Source organism: Acinetobacter sp. LipI_19 (assembly GCF_058242925.1).
In genome coordinates this window covers 2776163-2801657 of the sequence record NZ_JBZAYK010000001.1, presented here as the reverse complement: position 1 = coordinate 2801657, position 25495 = coordinate 2776163, and the positions used below count along the sequence as shown (strand labels likewise).

Below are 25495 nucleotides of genomic sequence, written 5' to 3'. Positions count from 1 at the left end.
CGAAAATTTTGGAAATAGGTGAACAAATGCGTTTTGCAATTTGTGGCATCGGTTTAGTTTTAGCAAGTGCTGTGTTGGTGGGTTGTGGTCAATCAGGCAATTTGCAATTGGCAAACAGTCAAGACTATGACAAACGTGCCAAATATTTGCTCTATTCAAAAGATGCCAATAAAGCTGCCCAAAGCAAGGCAAAAGTGCAAGATCAGACAGCTGTTGCAGATCAGTCTGTGCCCGCATCTCAAGCCACTTCAAACTAAACCTAATTACACTTTCATTGAAAGGATAGATTCATGAGTTTCTCCCGCATTCATGGGGTATTGCATGCAGAGCAATGTTCTTTAGATCAACTCGCGCAGCAATATGGCACACCGCTTTATGTTTATTCAAAGGCAACTTTTGAAAAGCATTATTTGGATATGGATCAGGCATTTAGCTTTATCGATCATCAAATTTGTTTTGCGGTGAAGTCAAACTCAAATCTTGCGGTATTGAATGTATTGGCAAAATTAGGCTCAGGCTTTGATATTGTCACAGGTGGTGAGCTTGCGCGAGTCCTTGCCGCAGGTGGAGATGCTACAAAAATCGTATTCTCAGGTTTAGGCAAACAAGAAGCAGATATTCAAAAAGCCCTAGAAGTGGGGATTGCGTGCTTTAATGTGGAATCTCATGCTGAGCTTGATCGAATTCAGAAAGTTGCGGCAGCTTTAGGTACAAAAGCTCCGATTTCGTTACGGGTAAACCCCGATGTAGATGCGAAAACCCATCCTTATATTTCGACAGGTTTAAAAGAAAATAAATTTGGTATTCCATCAGATTCAGTTTTTGAAACCTATCAATATGCAGCGTCTTTACCTAACCTTGATGTGATTGGAATTGATTGTCACATTGGTTCGCAATTAACTGAAACACAACCTTTCGTAGATGCGCTTGACCGCGTCATTATGATGATTGCAAAATTAAAAGAATTGGGCATCCAGCTGAAACACATCGATATTGGTGGCGGTTTAGGGGTGACCTATAAAGATGAAACACCGCCAAGTGTTGCAGAATATGCCAACGCAATGCGTCCAGCTTTAGAGAAATTAGGCTTAAAAGTCTATATGGAACCGGGTCGCAGTATTTCAGCAAATGCTGGGGTATTGGTGACGAAAGTTGATTTGTTAAAACCAACCAATCATCGTAATTTCGCAATTATTGATGCTGCAATGAATGACTTGATTCGTCCCTCGCTTTACCAAGCGTGGATGGACATTCAAGCTGTGGTATCGCGTACAGATCTTGAAGCAAAAACATGGGATATCGTGGGTGCCATTTGTGAAACAGGCGATTTCCTCGGTAAAGAACGTGAACTTGCCATTCAGGAAAATGACAATCTTGCTGTTTTAGGTGCTGGTGCGTATGGTTTTGTCATGAGTTCAAATTATAACAGCCGTGGTCGTGCTGCTGAAGTCATGGTCGATGCTGACCAGTCGTATGTGATTCGTAAGAGAGAAACGATTGAATCACTTTGGGAAAATGAAAGCTTATTGCCTTAAGGAGCCATTTTAAATGTTATTAGAATTTACCAAAATGCATGGTCTGGGCAATGACTTTATGGTGGTTGATTTAATCAGCCAGCGTGCATTTTTTGATGCAATGACCATTCGCCGTTTGGCTGATCGGCATTTCGGGATCGGTTTTGATCAACTGTTAATTGTTGAACCACCAGATTTTCCCAACGTTGATTTTAAATATCGTATTTTCAATGCAGATGGTTTAGAAGTAGAGCAATGCGGCAATGGCGTACGTTGTTTTGCTCGGTTTGTTTATGAACGTCAGTTGACCAATAAAAAGCGTTTTAAGGTTCAAACCAGTGCTGGTATTGTCGAACCTGAATTGGGTGAAAATGGTTGGGTACGAGTCAACATGGGCTATCCAAAATTTTTACCCAATGAGATTCCATTTCTTGCAGAAGAAGCAGATGCATTGTATGACATCGCATTGAAAGATAATGAATCGCTGACTATTGATGTGGTCAATATGGGCAATCCACATGCGGTCACAATCGTTCCCGATGTTCTAACTGCAGATGTTGCCAAAATTGGTCTTCAAGTGGAAGCGCATGCGCGTTTTCCGCAACGAGTAAACGCAGGCTTTATGCAAATTGTTGATGAAAAGCATGCGCGCTTACGTGTGTTTGAACGTGGTGTGGGCGAAACGATGGCATGTGGTACAGGCGCTTGTGCAGCCGCAGTCTCTGGAATGCGTCGTGGTTTACTTGCCAATAATGTAGAAATTGAGTTAGCTGGTGGTAAATTACAAATCGAATGGAAAGAAGGCGATGTGGTTTGGATGACAGGCCCGACTGCAACCGTTTATGAAGGCCGTTTAGATTTACGTTATTTCCAAGGTTGATCTCCTTTTCTCTTATCAGCTTACAAAAAAGCCCTGAATTAATTTCAGGGCTTTTTTGTCTCTAACTGCATAGTTTTTGGATTAAAAAATATAAAATAAGTGTTTATACTGCTTAAAGATCTAAATAAATAATCACAAGGAAAAATAAATAATGGCAATAGATCGTATTGATTGGCATGGCGAATCGGTAGAGCAAGCAGGCTTTCCATATGAAAATGGTGGGACGCATATTGGAATTTATTTAGCATGGATTATCAATAATCAATTAGAAGGTGAGTTTCACCAAGAAGAAAGTGTTGATGAATTAGAACAAGTCCGTACACGTCAAATAACTGGGCGAGATTTTTTGATCAATATGTGCGATGAAAAATTTTGGGAAGAAGATTTAAATCCACAAGGTTTTGAATTTACCCAAGCTTATTATGAGAGTCATCAGTATTTAAAAGATTATGATGAGATATTAGTCAATGCTCAAGGTTTGATCGATACTTATGCTGTAGATGATACATGGGAAAACTATGACTTAATGGCTACGATGATTAGCCAAAAATATCAACAATGGAAGCGCAATCGAAAATAAATCAGCATTGTATGTACATTAACAAAATATACTTTTTCATTGATGGGCTTTTGTCAGCATACTCAAATTTAATCATAAAAAAACACAGTCCAAAATGGGTCGGACTGTGTTTTAACGTTGACCTGTCTGGAGACCAAATCGACGTTAAGTAACCACACTTACAGCGCGCATAGTTATATAATTTATATATGAGGATGACAGCGTATTTTTCAACCAGCAAAGTTGCCAATTTTAAATTGGTCATTCTATTTGTACTCCCACCCAATTAATTCATTGAGTGAATACCAAATATATTGCCTTCAGTATCAACTGCTAAAACAATATGACCATGAGGTCCGATCGACATTTTTGTTTGATGAATTTGACCACCAGCAGCTTCTACTCTGGCTTCTTCAATTGCACAATCTTCACTGGAAAAATAAATAATGGTACTGTTCCCCCCAGCAGATATACCCTCCATTTTAACCAATGAGCCAGTTGCGCCATATTGGTTCATATCTGATGGAAATACCCACATTTCTACTGATGAATTGCTGGGATCACTTAATAAACTAAGCTCCGTGCCGATTACAGTTTGATAAAATAATTTAGCTCGCGCCATATCATTGACATAAATTTCGAACCAACACACTGGATTTGACATAAAAGTGTCCTTTTATTTTGCTGTTATCTGTTTTATGACCATACATGGCTGTATTCATAAGCCTAAGGGCAATTGAGCCTTTAACTTCTATTTTAGACTTTATCCTGATTAGCTTATGACAAACTTAACTTAAGATCAGCTGTATTTTGTAAGAAAGTATATTTTTTGATCACTATCCGGGGAGTCATTAAAAAAAAGAACGCCGAAGCGTTCTTTTTTTCGATCATTGGATTAATGACGTGCAGCTTTTTTGCCTTCATCCACTGCTTTAACGATGGGTGCTTTGACCAATGGTGTAGGATGCTCAACTAAAGCAAGTGGAAGAATCTCATCGATACTTTTCACCGCTTTAATTTCTAGACCATCTTTCACGTTCTGAGGAATTTCAGCTAAGTCACGTACGTTTTCTTGTGGTATAAATACCAGTTTAACTCCACCACGATGTGCTGCTAAAAGTTTCTCTTTTAAGCCGCCAATACGCATTGCTCGGCCACCTAAACTGGTTTCACCTGTCATTGCAATATCAGGACGAATTGCAATCCCAGTGAATGCCGAAACAAGAGCAGTCGTTAAAGCCAAACCTGCTGATGGTCCATCTTTCGGTGTTGCACCTTCAGGTAAATGAACGTGTACATCAGTTTCTTCAAAACGAGAAGCTTCGATACCCAATTCATCAGCACGTGTACGAACCACAGTCATTGCCGCAGTAATGGATTCTTTCATTACATCACCGAGTGAACCCGTAGTAATAAATTTACCTTTACCTTTTACTGCCGCTACTTCAATGGTGAGTAACTCACCGCCAACAGAAGTCCATGCCAAACCGTTTACACGACCTACTTGAGCTTCTTCTTCAGCCATGCCGTAATCAAACTTATGCACGCCTAAATATTCAGGTAAGTTTTCAGCAGTGACATCAATATGTAAGTTTTTCGCTTTCTTACTGACGGACTCTTTTACTACTTTACGTGCAATCTTAGAAACTTCACGTTCAAGACTACGTACACCAGCTTCACGGGTATAACGACGGACAATGTCACGGATCGCTTCCTCATGAACTGTCAATTCTTTGCCACGTAAGCCATTGTTCTTGATTGCCTTTGGAACAAGGTAACGATCTGCAATATTGACTTTTTCGTCTTCGGTATAACCTGGCAAACGAATTACTTCCATACGGTCTAATAAAGCCTCTGGAATATTCATACTGTTTGCAGTACAGATAAACATCACTTCGGACAAGTCAAGATCAAGATCTAAGTAGTGATCGTTAAACTTGTTGTTCTGTGATGGATCAAGTACTTCAAGCAGGGCAGAAGCTGGATCACCACGATAATCCTGTGCCATTTTGTCAACTTCATCGAGCAAGAACAGTGGGTTCTTAACACCAACTTTTGTCAACGACTGTACAATTTTACCCGGCATCGCACCAATATAAGTACGACGGTGACCACGAATTTCTGCTTCGTCACGAACACCACCGAGTGCCATACGAACGAATTCACGACCAGTTGCTTTGGCAATTGATTCTCCGAGTGATGTTTTACCAACACCTGGAGGTCCAACTAAACAAAGGATTGGACCACGAAGTTTTTTAACGCGTGATTGAACAGCGAGGTATTCAACAATACGTTCTTTGACTTCGTCCAAACCGTAATGGTCTGTATCCAAAATTTCCTGAGCTTTAGCTAAGTTAATGCTGACTTTGCTCGCTTTATTCCAAGGCGTATCTAAAATCGCCTCGATATAGTTGCGTACAACAGCAGCTTCACTTGATGCTGGTTGCATTGCTTTTAATTTGCGGAATTCATTTTCAGCTTTTTTACGCACATGTTCAGGTAAATCAGCTTCCGCTAAACGTTTTTCAATTTCAGCAACATCATCTTCCGCACCACCATTCATATCGGAAAGTTCACGCTGAATGACTTTCATCTTCTCATTGAGGAAGTATTCGCGTTGATTCTTTTCCATTTGGCGTTTTACAGAGTCATGCAATGTTTGCTCAATCTGTTGTTCTTCAGATTGTTGCAGTAAATAAGTCATCAACTCTTGTAAGTGTGCTTCAAACTCATCGTGCTCTAGGAATTTTTGTTTTACATCGATATTTAAAGGTACACGGGTTGCAACAAAGAACAACAATTGTAATAAATCATCGATTTTATTTGCTGCTGCAATCAATTCACGTGCATTACGCAATTTGGCTTCTGCATACTGTGAAAACAGTGCACGTAATTCTTCTACACGTGTTGCTTGAGTATCTTTATCTACAGATATCGTCATTGGGCTTAATGCATGTTCAGCCGATAAGTATTCATCATTGTCGATGATTTCAACCAGCTTAGAACGATGTAAGCCTTCAATTAGTACCTTGATACAGTTTTCATCATTTTCATGATTCACAACTTGTACAATCTTCGCGACGGTACCATATTGATATAAGTTGTCGTGATCAATTTCTTCTGTAAGCGAATCTTTTTGCGCAACTACAAATACTAAATTGTCACTGTTACGAGCCACATCAACTGCATTGATCGATTTTTCACGACCCACAAATAGCGCGATTTGCATATGTGGGTACACAACCACGTCACGCAACGCTAAAAGCGGTAATACACTTGGAACCTGTGGCTCTAAGTTTTCTTGATTCATAATAATCTCAGACATGGGCACTCCTAATGAGTGACAACGGTGTTGCCATGTTTTTTATAGTGATGTGTATTTCAAAAATTACAAGGGCTTTGCCGAATAAAAAGTTTAAAAAATCGCAAGTATTTGATTAACAAATAAACCTATTTACATTTATTGGTCACTTTAACGCCGAAAATAATAGGTTTTTGCTGGGGTAATTAAGCTATCTAGGGACTGATCCCATGAATTTCTTGTAAGCTCATGGGTGAGTAACTGGAAATTATGGGCTAAACCGAGTCGATGTGGGCGGTATATAGCGGATGCAAGCGTTCGATCATAGAAACCGCCTCCCATGCCCATACGGCTCCCTTTTAAATCACAAGCCAATAAAGGCATGACCACTAGATCGAGTATTGAAATATGCTTAGCACGACTTGCCATGGGTTCCAACATCCCAAGACGATGTAAAGAAAAGCGGCGATTGCGAAACTGCCGATTTGATATTTTGACCCAAACCAGTTTTTTATTCATGTTACAGATCATGGGCAAATACACGGTTTTTCCAATTGCACAGCAATATTCGATAAGTAATTTGGTTTGAATTTCACCAAAAGCGTCTAAATATAATCCAATTTTCTGCGCATTCAAAAAATGGTGGTGGCGTAGCATCTGTTTAAAGCATTGCCGTTCGATCATTGCTTGTTGATTACGGGTCAGCTTTTGTCGTTGTTGTCTTAAAGATTTACGCAGTTGTGAATTTTGATCCATATTTTGAATGCTAAAACTAAACTATTGCCAGTATACAATGAATTGATAAACGGCATCAGAAATTGAGATTTGTCACGATAAAGCGATGAAGTATCAATAGCGTTGAATCGGGAAGCAATGCTTGGCATTTCCTTGAAGATGTATATTGAGTTTGACCAGCAACAGATTTGATGAGCCGAAAATATTATTGATAAAAAATTAAGTAATCATAAAAAACGGTTTTAAAAAGAATGGCAATATGATTGTTCTATTTCGATTACTTTTATTCGCCAGAGTTTGCGATAAATGGGCGATTTTAAGATATATTCTAATCGTTTGATATCAAACAATTAAAATATCGATATTTCATATTTTAACTTCAAAGTGTCTATTCTGACAAATGTAGGATTTTGCTCAGTCAATTGCAAATCAAAGCACTTCAATTACGCTGATAAAAAAATTCACGTGAGTGATGATTATGGATAACCACGAAAATAAACAGGAAAAGATCATGCACAGTAAGCTCAAACAAAAGTTTAATCCTTTGTCACGACGGTTTGTTATCTCAATGCTTGCATTGACGAGCACTTTACCATTTATTACTTATGCAGCTCCAGCAGCTCCAAAATTGGACCTTGAATTGTCTGCACATTCAAAAAATAAAATTAAAACCTTAATGAATGATCCAAAAGTTTGGCAACAGATTCCTAAAACAGTCACGCTGTGTGTATTTTCTCCAGATGGTGCCAATAGTGAAGCTTTTGAACAAGCGACCAGTTATATCAGTGAATTGCCACGTATTACCCAAATTGCCAAAGAGTTTGGGGTAGATATGAAAATTACCCGTCCAACCAAATTATCGATGCGTATTGATTTAAATTATCCAAAATTAAAGAAAACTGCTTCAACTGATATTAATTTAAGGGTTTATACCGATGAACGTGTATTAACTGAGGATTTTCGAAGTAAACGTTGTGATGGAGCTGGAATCAGTAACATTCGTGCGCGTCAGTTTAACCCTTTTGTGGGGAGTATTGATGCCATTGGGGCAGTGCAAAACTATAAGCAATTAACTACAGTGATCCAGTTGCTTGCACGCCCAGAGTACGATGCAAAAATGGTGAATAGGGATTATGAAGTCGTAGGGATTGTTCCGTTAGGTGCGGCATATATCATGGTCAATGATCGCCGTATTGATACCTTATCGAAAGCAGCAGGAAAAAAAGTAGCGGTCATGAACTTTGACGGCACTCAAAAGAAGTTGGTGCAAAATGTCGGTGCACAACCTGTTTCTGTTGACCTATTAACAGTGGGTGGAAAGTTTAATAATAAAGAAGTCGATATTATGGCGGGGCCTGCTTTGTTATTTAAGCCTTTAGAATTGAAAAAGGGCATGACTGATAAAAATGGTAATGTAGTCGGTGGCATTATTCGCTTTCCTTTGATACAGGTGACAGGCACGTTAATTATGCATCGGAATAAGTTCCCTGCAGGTATGGGGCCAATTGCACGGGAAATGATTTCTAAACAGCTCAGCCCAGCATTTCAATTTGTTGATAAACTGGAGCGAGAAGTTCCAGATAAATATTGGTTTGATATTCGTGAAGCGGATAAACCGGGCTATATTAAGATTATGCGTGAAGCCCGTATTCAGATGACAAAAGAAGGCTTCTATGACCCAACAATGATGAAAATTTTGAAAAAGGTTCGATGTGGTCAAACCCCAAGTAGTTTTGAATGTGCTTTAAATGATGAATGATCGGGTTTTGATGACATATTAAGTCAAAAGCAAAATCACAAACAGCTGATATTTTTTATTTGAATTGAAAAGTGAAAGAGCAAAATGAAAGTTTATTTTGCTCCTTTTTTATTGCAAAGTTTAGGCAATTCTTTATTACTCTGTTAGATTAAACCCAAGATAAAGAAGATCAAAATTAAGATTTGAAAAGATGTTAAAAAAACAATTCAAGTTATTCCTGTTGGCCTTGTTATTTTGTTCTACCTCTGTATATGCAACACAATATCAGACAGGGGATATTATATTTCATACTTCTAAATCAGCACAAAGTCTGGTAATTCAAAAAGCCACACATTCACCATATAGTCATATGGGAATGATCGTGATTAAACACGAGCAAGCTTGGGTTTTAGAAGCCATTCAACCTGTGAAATATACACCTCTGCGGCAATGGATCAATCGAGGTGTAAATAAAGCTTATATTGTAAAACGTTATCAAACTGAGTTGACAGCAGAGCAACAACACAAGTTAGTCAAACAAGCTGAGACTTATTTAAATAAGCCCTATGATGTTTATTTTGAGTGGAATGATGATGCAATTTATTGTTCTGAAATTGTATGGAAAGCTTATCAATACGCTTTAGGGCTAGAACTGGCACCCTTGGAAAAATTACAAAGTTTTGATCTCACAGATCGAAGTGTTAAAGCGCTCATGCACCAACGATATGGACAGCATATTCCATTGCAAGAAACAGTGATTGCGCCAAGTGCAATTTTTAATTCAAAGAAACTGAAAACGGTTGACTCGGTTGCTGGTTTGAATTGATTGGAAATATAGTAGACATAAAAAAACCTGAATCATGATGCTCAGGTTTCTTATAAGAAGAGGTATATAGATACTTTCTTGAATGTGGCGACCCTACGGGGATTCGAACCCCGGTTACCGCCGTGAAAGGGCGATGTCCTAGGCCTCTAGACGATAGGGTCAATAAATTGAGGCTGACTCTTGAAACAAAACCACTAAATTAATGGCGACCCTACGGGGATTCGAACCCCGGTTACCGCCGTGAAAGGGCGATGTCCTAGGCCTCTAGACGATAGGGTCGTTTCAGAGGTGGGCGTATATTAGGGCGAATACTGGAACGTGTCAAACTTTTTTCTACAATAAAAACTGAAATTACGTTTATATGGATAAAAACAAAGCAATATGACCAATGTGGTTAAAATTAATACCATTATTGAGGCTTGCAATACAGCATAGCTTCTAAAATATTCTGAACCACTGCTGGATGTTGTAAATAGCCTGCGATTTGATGGGGAGTATGAATAAAAGTTGAAATAGCGGTATTTATAATTGCCGGTTGAAAGTCAAAAGGAGCATTGATCAACGGAAAAGCGGTTAAGAAATCATCTGGGGAATAGAAATTTTGCCAATCACCATTTAGACACCTTGGTCTTTTGATAGGTGGAGTCAGTTTAGACTGAATCACTTTAAAGGCTAATGGTGAGCCTAAAGTAATAAAGCGTTGTATCTCGTAGTTTACTTGCAGTTGTTGTAAAAGATTATAGGCAATCACAGTCCCTAACGAATGCGCAACGATAATATACGGTTGATTGGGTTCTAAGTTGGCAAGTATCCGTTGATGGACTTCATCCATAAACTGAGGATTGGCGAGGTATAAATAAGTTTCGATGAGGAATTTATGAATCAGACTTTCATGGAGTTTTGGAAAATTATTTAAAATTAAAGAGAACTCTTTGAGTGCTTTATCTTTTAACAATTGCGAAGCCAAATACAAGCGTTTAGATAATTTTAAGTCGTGATCAGGCATGAAGTAGGGCAATATTGGAATTGCGGGAGAGGCATTTAAAATTGTACTAGGTGGTGGTGTTGTATGTTTATGAAAGTGAAAGTTTACCCATGATTTAGGTAGAAAGCTTTCTAAGTCAAAGCGATTGCTTAATTGGTGTTTAGTGATTAAATCGCCATAAAAAGCTAAGCGAATATCTAATTGCGCTGTTGCAATAGGCAACTTAAGTTCATCAATTCCTTGCTGAAAAATATCAACCCAATGTTGTTTTAAACTTGCAGCATTATAATTCTGCTGGTTCATGCCATGAATAAAAATAATCTTCATTGGGTTTTTTATAGATTGTTATGTTTAATTATTAAATTACGAGTTTAAACTGATTTTGACTATCTTTGAATGTACAAAAAGTGTAGCCCATGGCTACACTTTTTGTTTAGAAATGATCTGATAGGTCTTGTTTAGGATTGTGATTGATCTTTATATAAGAATGCGTAGCTGATATAGCAAATTGCAATAAAGATTAAACAACAAATAAAGCCAACCACCATTTCAGGATCAAACACCATACTGATACAGGTAATTAAACAGAAGATAAAACCTAAGATCGGCACAATTGGAAACAATGGTGCAGCAAAGCCCAACTCAGCTTTGGTATGACCTTGTTTGTACCATTGACGTCTAAAATTAAATTGGCTGAGACAAATACTCATCCATACCACAACCATGGTAAAAGCAGCCACACCCAACAAGTTTTTAAAAATAGTTTCAGGCGCAAATTGCTCTGAAAGTAAGCCAGGTAGTGCGCCAAACATGGTGACAATCACCGCTATATATGGAATACCGCGTGCATTGACCCTAGAAAATAATGCTGGAAGCTGTTTCTTGGCCGAGAGCGACCACATCATACGTGATGCAGCAAATAACCCTGAGTTTGCAGCAGACAACAACGCAGTAATGATCACAAAACGAATAATGTCTTCTGCGTATGGAATACCAATATGATCAAATACGGTAACAAATGGGCTGCTACTGACACCTTCAGCATGTAATCCTGCCATTTGGTGGGGAAGCAATGCACTAATGACAATGATGGTACCTACAAAGAAAATCAATAAACGCCAAATAGCAGTATTGATTGCTTTAGGCACATTTTTCGCAGGATCTTCAGTTTCACCTGCAGCAACACCAATTAACTCTGTACCCGAGAAGGCAAAGTTAACGATTAACATGGTGGTGAAGATTGGGAATAGGCCTTGTGGGAACCAGCCTTCATCCGTTAAATTACTAAATAACGGTGCTGAAGTATGTCCCTGATAATTTAAAATACCAAAAATTGCCAACAGACCAAAAAGAATAAAAGCAATTACCGTGATAACTTTAACCAAAGAGAGCCAGAACTCAGATTCGGCAAACCATTTGGTTGAGCTCATATTTAAGCCAAACACGATTGCTGCAAAAATCAGCGTCCATAGCCACATCGAGATATGTGGAAACCATTCTTGCATCAGCAAAGCTGCAGCAGTGAACTCAGTCCCTAAAGTTGCTGACCATGTCAGCCAATATAACCATGTGACCGTGTATCCAGTACCTGGACCAATATATCGTTGCGCATAAGTACCAAATGAACCTGACTCAGGCATATGAACAGCAAGTTCACCTAAGCACAGCATCACCATATAGGCAATTACCCCACCGAGGATATAAGAGATAATGGCACCAATAGGACCTGTTTGTGAGATCACCTCACCAGAACCTAAAAAAAGCCCAGTACCGATTGCACCACCAAGCGAAATCATCACCAAGTGACGAGTACTCATTGCTCGTTTGAGTGGTGAAGAATTAGATGATACCTGAGCATCATTTTGATTTGGTGATGACTGCATAAGCTTCAGATGGAAATAAAACAAGAAGCGCGCTATTTTAGCCCAATTCATAAATAGTGCAATGATTGAGTGCTGCTAATGCTCAATAAGCAATACTATAAATCGTAGTGAGTTTATTTTTTTAATAAATAACTTTTTAAATCAGTTATTTATATGTAACTCTATGTTGGTTATTTTAAATTAAAAATCCAGATTATTGCTGAAAAAACAATCTTTTAAATATGAGAGAGCGGTAGTTTTTAAATGCTTTAAAATACGATAGATATAAAAAAGCCTGAGTCGCATTGCTCAGGCTTTTCTTACGAGAAAGTTTTATATAAAAACAATCTCAAATATGGCGACCCTACGGGGATTCGAACCCCGGTTACCGCCGTGAAAGGGCGATGTCCTAGGCCTCTAGACGATAGGGTCGTGATGAGGTGATGCGTATATTAAGGATAAAAGAATTTTTTGTCAAAATGGATTTAGCGAAAAAACGCCTAACTGATGAATCTATAAGCGAATCATTAGGTATTTGTTTTTAATTTAACCATAAAGCTATTTTTGTTTTTAGAAGAATCCAGATCAAATAAAAAACTGCATTATTTATATATGGATCACTTAAAAATTATGTTGCAGATTAAAAGCCTAAAATACATTCAACCTGTCAAAAAACTTAGCCACAAGAGTATAATTTCTCTTAATTAATATCTTAAATTAAATCAATAATGTAGAAAACAAATTGTTTGATTGTAAAAACCTTAAACTACTACACCTTATATTCAAAGTTTAAATACCTTTGCGTAGGCGATACCTGACTTTTCGTAGGAATTGCCAAACCTTGCGCTGCAAACAAAACAGTGCTTTATTTTTGCTTATGTTGGGCGAGGGGGAGGTTCTGGTACCCCCGCATTCTCACACACAACGGGCGACATCTCTGTCACCCACATTAGGATCACCATCTATGATTCAAAAGTACCAATAGTGAATTGATAACCAACAGTTTCAAAAGTTACTAGGAAAACATAAGCTTCATTTATGATTAATGACTTGATAGCAGAAAAATCCATACGGATACGGGTTGATCAGTTATCTATCCTAATGGTTAGTTTTTCTGATGATAAAGCCAGTAATAAGTTGCGTAACACGCTGCCATAAACACTAAGCAGCCAATAAAGCCAGAAAGCATTTCAGGGTCTGCCGCCATACTTAAGCCAGTTGCAGTACAGGTAATAAAGCCAAGAATCGGCACGACAGGATACCACGGGGTTTTAAATTTTAAATCGGCCAATGTTTTACCGCTAGCAAGCCATTTACGTCGGAAATTAAACTGACTCCAACAAATACTCATCCACACGATAACCATGGTAAATGCAGCCACCCCGAGTAAATTTTTAAAGATGACATCTGCACCAAATTGTTCTGACAGTAAGCCGGGTAAACCACCAATCATGGTCACAAATATTGCAACAACGGGCGTACCTGATTTGGTTAATTTGGAAAAAATTCGAGGTAATTGTTTTTGAATTGAAAGTGCCCACATCATACGAGATGCTGCATATAGGCCTGAATTAGCAGTGGATAATAACGCTGTGATGATCACAAAACGCATGATGTCTTCTGCGTAAGGAATCCCAATCAAGTTAAATACAGAAACAAAGGGGCTATTGCTGATCCCTTCACCATGCGCTGTTAAGCCAGCATCTTGATAGGGTAATAATGAACTGATGACAATGATGGTACCGACAAAGAAAATCATTAAACGCCAAACAGCAGCATGAATTGCTTTAGGTACATTTTTTTCAGGATTTTCAGTTTCACCCGCTGCAATCCCTATCATCTCGGTACCATTAAAGGCAAAATTTACGATCAGCATGGTGGCGAAAATAGGAAATAAACCATTGGGTAACCAACCATGTGCGGTTAGATTACTGAATAACGGTGCAGTTTCATGACCATGAAAGGGGATTAATCCAAATATTGCGGTTAGACCGAGTAAGATAAATACCAGTACCGTTGCGACTTTAACAAAAGACAGCCAAAACTCTGACTCTGCAAAAAAGCGTGTTGAGGTTAGGTTGGAAATTAGGACTGCCACAATAAAGACCAAGGTCCATAACCAGATTGAGGTTGTTGGAAACCATTCCTGCATCAGCATGGCTGCTGCTGTAAATTCAGTCCCCAAGGTAGCAGACCAGCCAAGCCAGTACATCCACGACACCATGTAGCCTGTGCCTGGTCCAATATTTTTAGCTGCAAAAGCACCAAAAGACCCAGTCACAGGCTGATTAACGGCAAGCTCACCTAAGCACAGCATGACCATATAGGCAATTAAACCCCCAATAATATAGGCTATCACTGCTCCAATCGGCCCAGCTTGTGCTATCACTTCACCTGAACTCAAAAATAAGCCGGTACCAATCGCACCACCTAATGACAACATGATCAGGTGGCGTTTGGTCATGGATCTTTTTAAGACAATAGTTTGCCCATCAGCGACAGTGTGCTGATTCGATTGATCAGGTGATTGCATATTTGATGTCATTGAACTTTAAAGAGATATTTTAAATTAAAATGACAAAATTGACAAAATAAAATAACCCATCAACTTCTAAAGTCTAAAGAAGAGGGATGAAATAAAATAACTGAATCAAGAGGATCAAAAAAAGAGAAAGAAATTATAAGAATAATTAGATGGCGACCCTACGGGGATTCGAACCCCGGTTACCGCCGTGAAAGGGCGATGTCCTAGGCCTCTAGACGATAGGGTCGTTTAGAAGATGGCGATATCTTATTGATCCGCCACCAAATTGTCAAGTAAGTGAGGTGCGAGTTTGTTCAAAATATAACAAAACAGTTCAGCCGTCTTTTGAGTATCGTACAAGGCCGAGTGTGCCTCTTTACCATCGAACTCAATTCCAGCTTGAATACATGATTTAGCTAAAACAGTTTGACCAAACATCACCGCACTTAAAGTCACAGTATCAAATACAGAAAAACTATGAAAAGGGTTCTGATTTTTCGTGCCAGTTCGTGCAATTGCTGCTCTTAGAAAGCCCAAATCAAAGTGGGCATTGTGTCCGACTAAGACAGCATGGGTACAATGTTGCTGACGACGTACTTCATTGACGGATTTGAAAATACGTTTTAATGCTGTTTTCTCATCTTCAGCCATTGCCATACGCATTGGATTAAATGGATCTACACCAATAAAATCCAAAGAGCGACGATCTAAATTTGCGCCTTCAAAAGGATTGATATGAGCATGATGTGCTTCACCTGGAACAAATTTTCCTTCAGCATCATACACAATGGGGATGCATGCGATTTCAAGCAATGCATCGGTATCTGCATTAAAACCTGCTGTTTCAACGTCAACCACAACGGGTAAAAAACCACGAAAGCGTTGTCCAATCACAGGTAATGTTTCAGTTGTCACACCTTTCTCCATTGGATGGTTTTTCCAGCATAAAGTGGAATAATGTGTTCACCATCCAAATAATCTAAACTTTCAGGGATTACCTGATCTTCTTTCACAAGGGTAATCTTATTTGTGTTGCGAGGCAAACCATAGAAGTCTGCACCAAACATACTGGCAAAACCTTCTAGACGTTCAATTTTGTTGACTTGATCAAAAGCCTGAGCATAAAGCTCAATTGCTGTAGGTGCACTATAGCAACCTGCACAACCACATGCATTTTCTTTGGCATTTTTAGAATGCGGCGCACTGTCAGTACCTAAGAAAAACTTAGGGCTGCCGCTTGTAGCAACTTCAAGTAAAGTTTGTTGATGGGTTTGACGCTTTAAAATCGGTAAACAATAAAAGTGCGGTTTTATACCACCGACCAACATATCATTACGATTGAACAGTAAATGTTGTGGTGTGATCGTCGCAGCAACATTACGATCTTGTTCAAGCACAAAATGTGCAGCTTCACTGGTGGTAATATGTTCTAACACCAATTTTAATTTCGGAAATTGTTTAAGTAGCGGTGAAAGTACTTCGTCTAAAAAGCGTTTTTCACGGTCAAAAATATCCACATGTTGATGGGTGACTTCACCATGTAATAGTAATGGCACTTGATGTTCTTCAAGTTGTTCAATGACTGCATAGACCTTGCGAATGTCACTGACACCATTATCCGAGTTAGTTGTTGCGCCCGCAGGATAGAGTTTAATTGCATTGACAAATTGGGATTCTTTGATTTTGCGAACTTCATCTGGAGAAGTATGGTCGGTAAAATACAGCACCATGCGTGGGTCAAAATCAATCCCCTCTGGTACATGTGCCATAATACGCTCACGATAAGCATTCGCTTCATCTACAGTTTTCACAGGTGGAACGAGGTTCGGCATACAAATCGCACGGGCAAATTGTTTGGCTAGATCTGGAACTGTACGTTTTAAGGCAAGACCATCACGCAGGTGGGCATGCCAGTCATCTGGCTGAAGCAAAGTGATCGTATTCAAGGCAATTCTTACTGACAAATAAATGAGATGATAATCTATAACACTTTAAAATGATAACAGCTATTTCTAATCAATAATTCAAATTAAATGATTAAAAACAAATCTAAAGCTTATATTTTGTTCGGATTGGTCATGTAGGTGTCATGATTGGGTGCTCATGCTTAGCAGAAAATCTACAACTGTATAACATGGCAATGATTTTCAATTGCTTATTTTGAATTTATTTTAAAATTACAGTTTTTAAATGATGAAATAGTCAAAATGTACTATTGCATATTTTTCTTAAAAAATGATAATAAAGTCATACAAAGATAAACTTCGAACATACATAATTTTCATTTTATGAATAAACACGCTATTGACCTTATACAATTGTGTTTAAAGCCTTGAGAATATAAATGATCCACTCAAGGTGTGTGTGACGTCGCTTTTATTGTCTGAGATCAGTATACTATGTATATGTAATACAATAGTTTATTAGATAAGTACATCAATTATAATATTGAGTTAATAGAGAGCTTTATATGGGCAAGTTTCTGCCAAACCTGATTTGCATCATGTGTCTTGTGGGTTTAAATATTCAAAGTCAAATTTTTGCCAAACAAAATGTTAAAGCTGATAAAAGTCAAGAAGCGATAAAAGCGGACTTAAAACAAGATTGGTCAGTCAATAGTATCAATACCGCCAATTGGTCTGAAAATATTGGCAGAGGACAATTCCCCGTTTATGCACGTGCGCAAGTGATGCTCAATAATTTACATGCTTCACCTGGGCCAATCGACGGTAAAAGTGGCAAGAACTTTTTAAAAGCACTTGCCGCATATCAACAGATTAAAAGTTTACCAATTAGTGGTGAACTGGATAAACAGACGTGGGACAGTTTGTTAAAAAATCAAAAAACTGCAGCATTTGGAACTTATCAAATTACGGCAGAGGATATTAAAGGGCCTTATGCAAAAGCAATTCCGCGAAATTATGCGCAACAAGCAAAAATGCCGGGTCTGTATTACACCCGTGTGAGTGAAATGTTAGGTGAAAAGTTTCATATTGATGAAGACTTTCTTAAACAACTCAATCCAAAAGCTAACTTTAAAAAAGTAGGCGAAACCATCAATGTACCGATCGTACGCAATGATTTGCCTGAGGGTGTGGCCCTAATTATTGCGCATAAACCTGCTCGACAACTTTATTTGTATAATAGTGCCAATCAGATGATTGCATCTTTTCCTGCCACAATTGGTGGTTCTGGTACACCATCCCCAAAAGGGACGCATAAGGTCATTAAAGTTGCCGCAAACCCTGTCTATGGTTATAACCCGAAAAACTTTGTTCAAGGGAGTAACCGTCAAAAGCTGGCATTACCGCCTGGCCCCAATGGCCCAGTTGGCAATATGTGGATTGCTTTAAGTAAACCGACATTTGGTATTCATGGTACGCCGAATCCCTCATTAATTTCAAAGACCGCTTCTCATGGTTGTATTCGTTTGACCAATTGGGATGCCAATGATTTAGGCCGCAAGGTTCAACCGGGGACAGTGGTTAAGTTCTTAGATTAATCTGGTTGTATCTCTGAAAAAAGCTGAGTACTTTAAAACAGTGCTCAGTTTTTTATTGCGCAGATAAAATTTTGCTGCTGTAAATATTAAACTTATACACAACATACTGAATTTATTGGGTATGATCAATTTAACTTAATCATGTCAAAAAAATTGAAATCTTTATGGGTACAGAAAAAAAATTATCTACTCAAGAAGTCATTAAACTTGAACGAGATTTGGCTAAATTTGCCAATATGATGGATTCGGTGGTGCGCATTCCATTTACCAAACAAGGGGTGGGGGCTGATGCTGCACTCAGTACCATACCCATCGCTGGTGATATTGCAGGCTTTGTATTGACTTGTTATGCAGTTTATAAAGCTAAACAGATTGGTGTGCCTCAAGCAAAACTCAATGGCGTGTTAAAATTGGCTGTGATTGATGGGGTTGTGGGATGTATACCCATCGCTGGAACCTTATTCGATATTTTTATTCGGCCCAGTCGTAGAGCTTTAGATGTTGTACATGACCATATTCAAGAAGAATATCAGATTTATAGCGACGATCATGTAGTTCACCCATTTTTACACGAGAAGCTGGAACAAAAGCAACAGCAATCTACATTTTGGCGTAACCCTGTTATTGCTTGGATTTGGATTCATATTCCCGATATTTTAGGCTTGATTGTTTTGATCCTGATTGGACTTGCAATGTGGTTTGGCGTAAATATGATATGGGATTGGTATCAAAGCTATCGTGCTTAAATTCCAACAGTGAACTGATTTGAAAATGTAGATATTAAAATACAGAGGTGATCATGCAAGATTATATTTCGGCAAACCTTCCTGCTATTGATTTTGATCATACTCGTAAATTTTATGCATTTTTAGGCTTTCAGTGTGATTATCAGTCTGCACAATGGATGATCTTAAGCAAAGACAGTTTGCTTGTTGAGTTTTTTCACCACCCCAATCTGAATCCAAAAGAATCATGGTTTAGTGCTTGCTTAAGGACCCATGTCCTACCAGATTTGTTTCATTATTGGCAAGGCTTAGATTGGGCACAATTCCCAGAAGCAAAAATAACTGAAATTCAGTATCTCGGAGAAATTGATATGTTTTGTGTAGTTGATCCGAATGGTAGTTTAATTCGTTGCATCCAATTAGATTAATTCCTTCAGTTGTTATAGTTATTGGTATTTAAAGAAAGATAGGTAGATAGAAATTGTGCGGTAAATAGCGGACAAGCAAAATTAAAATATGATGTAAATAAACAGAGCCTCCATATTGGAGGCTCTGTTTTTCTATCGATCACTACAATTTAGCGATAGCGTATAGATTAAGGTAAATTAAGTTGACGTAAAGCGGCAACACGTTGCTCGATGCTTGGGTGAGTTTGGAATAAAGCTGCCAAACTGAAACCTTGCTCTTTACCTTCTGCGATAGCAAAAGCTTTCATTTCTTTCGGCATTTGATCTGGCATTTCAGATTCAGCCTGTAGACGCAATAAAGCGGAAATCATGGCTTCTTTACCTGCAAGTTGAGCACCAGCTTCATCTGCACGGTATTCACGATAGCGAGAGAACCACATCACGATTGCCGAAGCCAATATACCGAAAACGATATCAAGCACGATGGTAATTGCAAAATAAGCAAGTCCTGGTGCTTCACCGTCTTGACGGCCAAAGACGTTTCGGTCAATAAAATCACCAACCACACGGGCAAAGAACATTACAAAGGCGTTCACTACACCTTGAATAAGGGATAAAGTGACCATGTCGCCATTGGCAACGTGACCAATCTCATGCGCAAGTACGGCACGCAATTCATCTTTGTTCATGCGTTCCAGTAAACCTGATGAAACCGATACAAGCGCATCGTTTTTATTCCATCCTGTGGCAAACGCATTCGACTGATAAGATGGGAAAATACCAACATCTGGCATTTGAATACCAGCACGTTGTGAAAGTTGAGCAACCTCTTGTAATAACCAAACTTCGACTTGGTTACGAGGAGCATTCGGGTCAATTAATTCAGTACCTGTGGTTTTTAACGCCATCCATTTGGACATAAAGAGGGAGATTAAAGAACCTACCATACCAAACACTAAACAGATGACCATCAGGTTGCCTAATTTAAGACCGCCAGCGCCGTGGTAACTACCAACACCTAATAATGATAGGATAATGCCAGCTACAACCAGTACCGCGAGGTTGGTTAGCAAAAACAAACCAATCCGCATCATGGAGAGAATCCTCTTATAAATAATAAATAATATGATGTATTAAAATAAATCATGAAATTCAATATGAGGTTTAGATGACTAAAATTCAAGAATAATGATAAAAATCGATCTGATAAAAAATGAGAAAATAAAATGAAATGGATAGTGGATAAGAAATTTATAAAAAAAAATAGACAAGATAAAAAAAGATTCTCGGTATTAGAGAAAACATTATTTTTTTAGCAATTTGTTGAAAATATGTAATTGCATAAATTACATACTTATTTAAGATATAAACAAACTCTATTTTGGAAATAAAGTCTGATTTTATCAGTTGCCAATAGTGATTTGTGCTGTCGCACTGGCATGCGCTGTTGAATAAGAACCCGCAGGTGCATCCGTGTATGTTCCATCAGAGGCAATAATAATCGGTCGAGAACTATATTTAACCTGTTGAATAGGTGAACTTTTGCTGATTTTTTGTACGGTTTCAGGTTGATTTGATTGTGCAATGATTTGCCCAGCACCCGTTGAAGTGTCGATATTATTTGCAGTTAAATTTAACCCGCCAGCATATAGGTTATTTAAACGACTGGTCACACGTTTGACATAGTCTTGGGTTTCACGGAAGGGTGGAATACCACCGTATTTATCCACATTACCCTCACCAGCATTATAAGCAGCTAAAGCTAAACTGGTATTTCCATTAAATCGTTTCATTAACCAACTGAGATATTTGGCACCACCAAAAATATTCTGCTGTGGATCATAAGAGTTTGACACATTGAAGCGACGTGCTGTTGCAGGCATAAGTTGCATTAAACCTTGCGCACCAACAGGGGAACGTGCATTGGTATTAAAACCGGACTCAGTATGCATCACTGCTTTGATTAAGCCTTCTGAAACACCATGTGTCTGTGCAGCTTGACGGATAATACTGTCAAATGAGTTTTTACTTTTACTATAACTTGGCAGTACTGCGGATTCTGTGCTTCCCCAGTTGCTATAACTGTGAATATTGCTGTCTTTATAATAAGTCACTTTGACTTTTTGCAGTGAGCGATCTGAGTTCTTCCGATTGGTGAGTAGGGTTGTACCATTTTGGTCTTTGTAGAAATAAATTTGGCCTGCAAAACTTTGCGATGTAAATGAAGCGAAGCTCATACATCCTAAAATTGACACTAACGAACCCGTAATTAATTTTTTCATTTTGTAGTAATTAAAATATTTCCCCAATTTTTGGGAGTTTAACAAAGTTATTGAACAAGAAAAACAATGAATTGAGTTTTAACAATACAATTGCAAAAAAGCAAGTGCTATTTGTTGGCATATTAATCAAAAAAAATTTTATATTTTTTTTAAAATATATTTATTGACTATATTAAGCATTTGAAAAATATACATAAAATTTAGTGGTTAAAAAATGATCAATCTAAAGAGAATGCCCATCATTGCGTGAGAAAACTTTGTCAAGCCCCAAACAATCCACAATTTTATCCACAGGTTTTGTGGAAAACTGTGGAAAAGTCCAAAAGATAAGCACTTCGGCTAAAAAATGAACTGAGCCGTCTATTTTAAATGTGGAAATACGACAGGAAGATGACCAGATAAAAATAGATGCAAAATAAAAAAATCTTTAGATGCGGTTGACGTTCAAATCAGATAAAATTGCCCAGTATTTTTTAATGGGTTTATCTCGTCTATGTACTCGCCAGTTGAGTCCGAACAAGGATTTAATTTTAAACCAGAGCTTCCAACAAGTTCAGCTTATTATCGTCTTTTGAAAAAACTTCGTCGTCAAGTCGGCCATGCAATTCGTGACTTTAAAATGATTGAGGAAGGCGATAAGGTAATGGTCTGTGTTTCTGGTGGGAAAGACAGTTACACCTTGCTTGATATTTTGTTGCAATTTAAACGTATTGCACCGATCAACTTTGATGTTGTCGCAGTGAACTTGGATCAAAAGCAACCTGGTTTTCCTGAAGATGTGTTACCGAAATATTTGGAAGAAAACAATATTCCTTATTATATTTTGGAAAAAGACACCTATAGCATCACCAAGCGTTTGACCCCAGAAGGTAAAACCTATTGTGCAGTGTGTTCACGTTTACGCCGTGGTTCACTCTACGGTTTTGCGCAAGAGATTGGTGCGACCAAAGTGGCATTGGGTCATCATCGCGATGATATCATTGCAACGTTCTTCTTGAATCTATTCCATGGTGGTAGCTTAAAAGCGATGCCACCAAAATTACTGTCTTCGGATAAAAAGAACATTTTGATTCGTCCTTTGGCTTATGTCGAAGAAAAAGACATCATCAAATATGCTGAAATTCGTAAATTCCCGATTATTCCATGTAACTTATGTGGTTCTCAGGAAAACTTACAACGTGCCATGTTAAACGACATGCTACGTGGTTGGGATAAACAATATCCAAAACGTTTGCACAGCATTTTTGGTGCATTGCAGAATGTTTCACCATCTCAATTGGCTGACCGTGATTTATTTGATTTCGGAAAATTGGATGAAGAACGTGAATTCGATATGAAATGTGATACGGAAGAAATGAAAAAACGTTTAGATGTTGTAAATCTTAGTTTTGCAGCAGATTGATCTTTTTTGCCAATTAAATGAACGAATCGGGCATTCATATTGAGATGAGTGCCTGATTTAAAAAAATAAAACGATAAAACCGATAAAACATGAACAGTCCGTACAAAAAACTTTAGCCCAAATTGAAATTATCATGCTATAACATTGGGCAAGCAAAACTGCTTCAACCTGATGTTGTCTGGATAGATAACACAATAAATTGAATAAATAATTTGAGGAATGAACATGCCTGCATTTTTAACTGATGATTGGTTTGCAAATGTTGAAAAATTAACTGCTGAAGCAGGTGATTTAAACTTACCACCAGCACTTTCAGGTTTAGCAATTAATTTGGTTGTTGCAGATGCAGATGGCAACACTGAGCTTGCTTTAGACGGCGGAAAAATCGTCAAAGGTAGTTCTGCAAATGCGAAAACAACATTGAACATGGATGCTGAAACGCTTCGTAAAGTATTCTTAGAATTTGATATGGCTGCTGCTATGCAAGCATTTATGACAGGCAAAATCAAAGTTCAAGGTGATATGTCTCAATTGATGGCTTTACAAACAGCGAAGCCAAGCCAAGAGCAAAAAGATTTATTTAAGAAAGTATTAGAGCAAACTGCTTAATCCTTTTAAAATAAAAAAGCTTACCCAAGAGTAAGCTTTTTTATTGCCTGTTTTTTACAAATCCAATCTATTTAATATACAGATTAAATTTCTAATAATCGAGGTGTGGTTTTAATGTGTTCTAAATAAGCCCGAATACGTGTGACATACTGTACTGCTTGCTTATAACGACCATTACTTGCTTGATTACGTGTCAAATAATTATAAAGATTCATCCAGTCATTAGGATCTTTACCTTGTGCTTTGATACGCTTTTGAATACCTTCAACCGCACCAGGACCCATATTGTATGCAACCAACGCATACCAATGACGATCTGGATTACGAATATAAGAATATCGACTCAACATCATATCAAAATATCTTGCGCCGCCTTGGATACTCTGAGCGGGGTCACTACGATTACTTACACCCATTTCTTTGGCTGTAGTATTGGTCAACATCATCAAACCACGGACACCTGTGGGAGAAACAGAGTCTGGTTTTAAATATGATTCTTGATAACCAATTGCAGCAAGTAGGTGCCAATCTAAGCCATATTGCTGCGCAGAGCGCTTAAAGCTGGCTTTATAAATCGGTAGACGAGAACTTAGGTCACGTTGGATCACGTTCCAATCGTCCTTCTTGACAACATTACGATTATAAAATGAGGCAAGTTGCTGAGTTGAACCATTTTGTTTGCTTTGGCAAATGAAACCACTTGCTGTTGCTGTTAATGGGTCTTCAGCTTGTTTAAATACCCAATTCAATTCTGGGTTTAAACCATTACTTTTTAAACTGTTGAAATCACCACAGCTTGCTGAAAATGAGGTTAAACGTTCTGCTTCAATTGTCTGCATATTTGCAGTGGTAATCGCAAAATTAGCTTTACCTTGAGCAACCATTTTCAATGCTGTTGCATTGTCTGAAACCGTTTTAAACTCAAGTTTAACATTTAAACTTTCAGCATAGTTATGGGCTAAGTCATAGCCGAAGCCATGCTTATAGTCTCCATCCTTAAACACGATGCTTGGATTGGAAACTGCAACTACAGTTAATTTACTCGAATTAACTACAGCATTGTATTGATTGTTCTTACTCGCATTAATGCTAAAAGGAATTAATGCAGTGGTTAAAACTAATGTTTTGATTGGCAGCGCACGAAAAAATGAGTTAAGGCTAAGCCTCGACCCAGAGGTTGAACTACTGTGCATGTTGTCTCCGCTACAAGTAATTTATTGCCCTAAAAAGTCATAAGCACAAAAACACCTAAAAACTTTTTATAGTTGGTAAATTCAATAAGGGTGGGCAGTCATGAACGTCATTCAAAAAATGACATGTGGGATAGAAAGATTTTGCAGAAAAACTACAAAATTAAAAAAATAAACTCATAAAACATGTGCGCATAATATAGGCGGTTTTTAGATCTGTCAAACTTTGTATGAAAAATGATCAATTTTAAATATTTAAGATTATGATTTTTAAAGGAATATTTTTTTAATAATTACGTGGATTTTAAAGCTGAAATAGCTTGTCAAAAACTGTAAGGAAATGTTCCAAAGCTAAGTTAAGATTTACCACTTTTAAAACGTTTTTATGTTGAATTTTATGTGCGAATTTAAATAGGAAAAAAAGGATTTTATCCCTTTTTAAACCTTAAAATGC

Annotated in this window: 22 protein-coding genes and 4 tRNA genes; 11 read left to right on the top strand and 15 right to left on the bottom strand. The window is 38.0% G+C overall.

Annotation, left to right across the window (positions count from 1 at the left end; translation table 11 throughout):
• The first annotated feature begins 26 nt into the window (after positions 1-26).
• From AC4CVF_RS13615 to AC4CVF_RS13600, 4 genes are all read left to right on the top strand, one after another.
• Complete coding sequence (locus AC4CVF_RS13615; protein ID WP_034617490.1) at positions 27-257, top strand: hypothetical protein; 231 nt, start codon at positions 27-29, stop codon at positions 255-257.
• A gap of 33 nt (positions 258-290) precedes the next feature.
• Complete coding sequence (gene lysA / locus AC4CVF_RS13610; RefSeq protein ID WP_336952695.1) at positions 291-1535, top strand: diaminopimelate decarboxylase; 1245 nt, start codon at positions 291-293, stop codon at positions 1533-1535.
• Positions 1536-1548: 13 nt separating this feature from the next.
• Positions 1549-2394 (top strand): diaminopimelate epimerase, encoded by an 846-nt coding sequence (dapF, locus tag AC4CVF_RS13605; protein ID WP_490789603.1) that lies wholly within the window; start codon positions 1549-1551, stop codon positions 2392-2394.
• A gap of 151 nt (positions 2395-2545) precedes the next feature.
• Positions 2546-2974: a DUF7832 domain-containing protein gene (locus AC4CVF_RS13600; protein ID WP_490789602.1), complete on the top strand. Its 429-nt coding sequence runs from the start codon at positions 2546-2548 to the stop codon at positions 2972-2974.
• Positions 2975-3239: 265 nt separating this feature from the next.
• On the opposite strand, the gene AC4CVF_RS13595 is transcribed toward AC4CVF_RS13600, so the two are convergent.
• From AC4CVF_RS13595 to AC4CVF_RS13585, 3 genes are all read right to left on the bottom strand, one after another.
• A complete protein-coding gene (locus AC4CVF_RS13595) occupies positions 3240-3617 on the bottom strand; it encodes a VOC family protein (protein WP_336952690.1) in 378 nt (125 codons plus the stop codon).
• A gap of 231 nt (positions 3618-3848) precedes the next feature.
• Positions 3849-6278: an endopeptidase La gene (lon, locus tag AC4CVF_RS13590; RefSeq protein ID WP_336952688.1), complete on the bottom strand. Its 2430-nt coding sequence runs from the start codon at positions 6276-6278 to the stop codon at positions 3849-3851.
• Positions 6279-6425: 147 nt separating this feature from the next.
• Complete coding sequence (locus AC4CVF_RS13585) at positions 6426-7010, bottom strand: 5-formyltetrahydrofolate cyclo-ligase (protein WP_336952686.1); 585 nt, start codon at positions 7008-7010, stop codon at positions 6426-6428.
• 547 nt (positions 7011-7557) lie between these two features.
• Here AC4CVF_RS13585 and AC4CVF_RS13580 point away from each other — a divergent pair.
• A complete protein-coding gene (locus tag AC4CVF_RS13580) occupies positions 7558-8748 on the top strand; it encodes a putative solute-binding protein (protein WP_419329054.1) in 1191 nt (396 codons plus the stop codon).
• A 190-nt stretch (positions 8749-8938) separates the two neighbouring features.
• Positions 8939-9553, top strand: a complete 615-nt coding sequence (locus AC4CVF_RS13575) for a YiiX family permuted papain-like enzyme (RefSeq protein WP_419359886.1) — start codon at positions 8939-8941, stop codon at positions 9551-9553.
• An 85-nt stretch (positions 9554-9638) separates the two neighbouring features.
• On the opposite strand, the gene AC4CVF_RS13570 is transcribed toward AC4CVF_RS13575, so the two are convergent.
• The 9 genes from AC4CVF_RS13570 to pyrC form a co-directional block, all read right to left on the bottom strand.
• Positions 9639-9714: transfer RNA gene (locus tag AC4CVF_RS13570), tRNA-Glu, on the bottom strand.
• Between the two features lie 42 nt (positions 9715-9756).
• A tRNA-Glu gene (locus AC4CVF_RS13565) sits at positions 9757-9832 on the bottom strand.
• Positions 9833-9962: 130 nt separating this feature from the next.
• Positions 9963-10865 (bottom strand): lipase family protein, encoded by a 903-nt coding sequence (locus tag AC4CVF_RS13560; RefSeq protein WP_483770211.1) that lies wholly within the window; start codon positions 10863-10865, stop codon positions 9963-9965.
• A gap of 131 nt (positions 10866-10996) precedes the next feature.
• Positions 10997-12421 carry an amino acid permease gene (locus AC4CVF_RS13555; protein WP_056514257.1) on the bottom strand — a complete coding sequence of 475 codons (1425 nt, stop codon included), beginning with the start codon at positions 12419-12421 and terminating at the stop codon, positions 10997-10999.
• A 335-nt stretch (positions 12422-12756) separates the two neighbouring features.
• Positions 12757-12832: transfer RNA gene (locus AC4CVF_RS13550), tRNA-Glu, on the bottom strand.
• A 673-nt stretch (positions 12833-13505) separates the two neighbouring features.
• On the bottom strand, positions 13506-14933 hold the full coding sequence (locus AC4CVF_RS13545) for an amino acid permease (protein ID WP_490773705.1): 1428 nt from the start codon (positions 14931-14933) through the stop codon (positions 13506-13508).
• A gap of 162 nt (positions 14934-15095) precedes the next feature.
• A tRNA-Glu gene (locus AC4CVF_RS13540) sits at positions 15096-15171 on the bottom strand.
• A 20-nt stretch (positions 15172-15191) separates the two neighbouring features.
• Entirely contained in the window at positions 15192-15851 is a 660-nt protein-coding gene (gene rnt, locus AC4CVF_RS13535) for a ribonuclease T (RefSeq protein WP_490789601.1), read from the bottom strand.
• Positions 15836-16870: a dihydroorotase gene (pyrC, locus tag AC4CVF_RS13530; RefSeq protein WP_336952676.1), complete on the bottom strand. Its 1035-nt coding sequence runs from the start codon at positions 16868-16870 to the stop codon at positions 15836-15838. The genes rnt and pyrC overlap by 16 nt, the downstream gene beginning before the upstream one ends.
• A 524-nt stretch (positions 16871-17394) precedes the next feature.
• Here pyrC and AC4CVF_RS13525 point away from each other — a divergent pair.
• From AC4CVF_RS13525 to AC4CVF_RS13515, 3 genes are all read left to right on the top strand, one after another.
• Positions 17395-18426, top strand: a complete 1032-nt coding sequence (locus tag AC4CVF_RS13525; protein WP_336952675.1) for a L,D-transpeptidase family protein — start codon at positions 17395-17397, stop codon at positions 18424-18426.
• 164 nt (positions 18427-18590) lie between these two features.
• Positions 18591-19172: a DUF4112 domain-containing protein gene (locus tag AC4CVF_RS13520; protein WP_490789600.1), complete on the top strand. Its 582-nt coding sequence runs from the start codon at positions 18591-18593 to the stop codon at positions 19170-19172.
• 53 nt (positions 19173-19225) lie between these two features.
• The gene (locus AC4CVF_RS13515; protein ID WP_336952672.1) at positions 19226-19579 is read left to right on the top strand and encodes a bleomycin resistance protein; all 354 of its coding nucleotides are present in this window, start codon (positions 19226-19228) and stop codon (positions 19577-19579) included.
• 167 nt (positions 19580-19746) lie between these two features.
• Here the strand turns inward: AC4CVF_RS13515 and htpX are convergent, their stop codons facing one another.
• Together htpX and AC4CVF_RS13505 are read right to left on the bottom strand one after the other, a co-directional pair.
• Positions 19747-20652 carry a protease HtpX gene (htpX, locus tag AC4CVF_RS13510; protein ID WP_490789599.1) on the bottom strand — a complete coding sequence of 302 codons (906 nt, stop codon included), beginning with the start codon at positions 20650-20652 and terminating at the stop codon, positions 19747-19749.
• A 309-nt stretch (positions 20653-20961) separates the two neighbouring features.
• The gene (locus AC4CVF_RS13505; protein WP_490789928.1) at positions 20962-21795 is read right to left on the bottom strand and encodes a lytic transglycosylase domain-containing protein; all 834 of its coding nucleotides are present in this window, start codon (positions 21793-21795) and stop codon (positions 20962-20964) included.
• A 538-nt stretch (positions 21796-22333) separates the two neighbouring features.
• Between AC4CVF_RS13505 and ttcA the strand changes: the two genes are divergently transcribed.
• Positions 22334-23242 (top strand): tRNA 2-thiocytidine(32) synthetase TtcA, encoded by a 909-nt coding sequence (gene ttcA / locus AC4CVF_RS13500; RefSeq protein ID WP_490789598.1) that lies wholly within the window; start codon positions 22334-22336, stop codon positions 23240-23242.
• Between the two features lie 225 nt (positions 23243-23467).
• Complete coding sequence (locus AC4CVF_RS13495; protein ID WP_004722377.1) at positions 23468-23851, top strand: SCP2 sterol-binding domain-containing protein; 384 nt, start codon at positions 23468-23470, stop codon at positions 23849-23851.
• An 83-nt stretch (positions 23852-23934) separates the two neighbouring features.
• Here AC4CVF_RS13495 and AC4CVF_RS13490 read toward each other — a convergent pair whose 3' ends face one another.
• Positions 23935-25044: an MltF family protein gene (locus tag AC4CVF_RS13490; RefSeq protein ID WP_336952668.1), complete on the bottom strand. Its 1110-nt coding sequence runs from the start codon at positions 25042-25044 to the stop codon at positions 23935-23937.
• Positions 25045-25495: the final 451 nt, after the last annotated feature.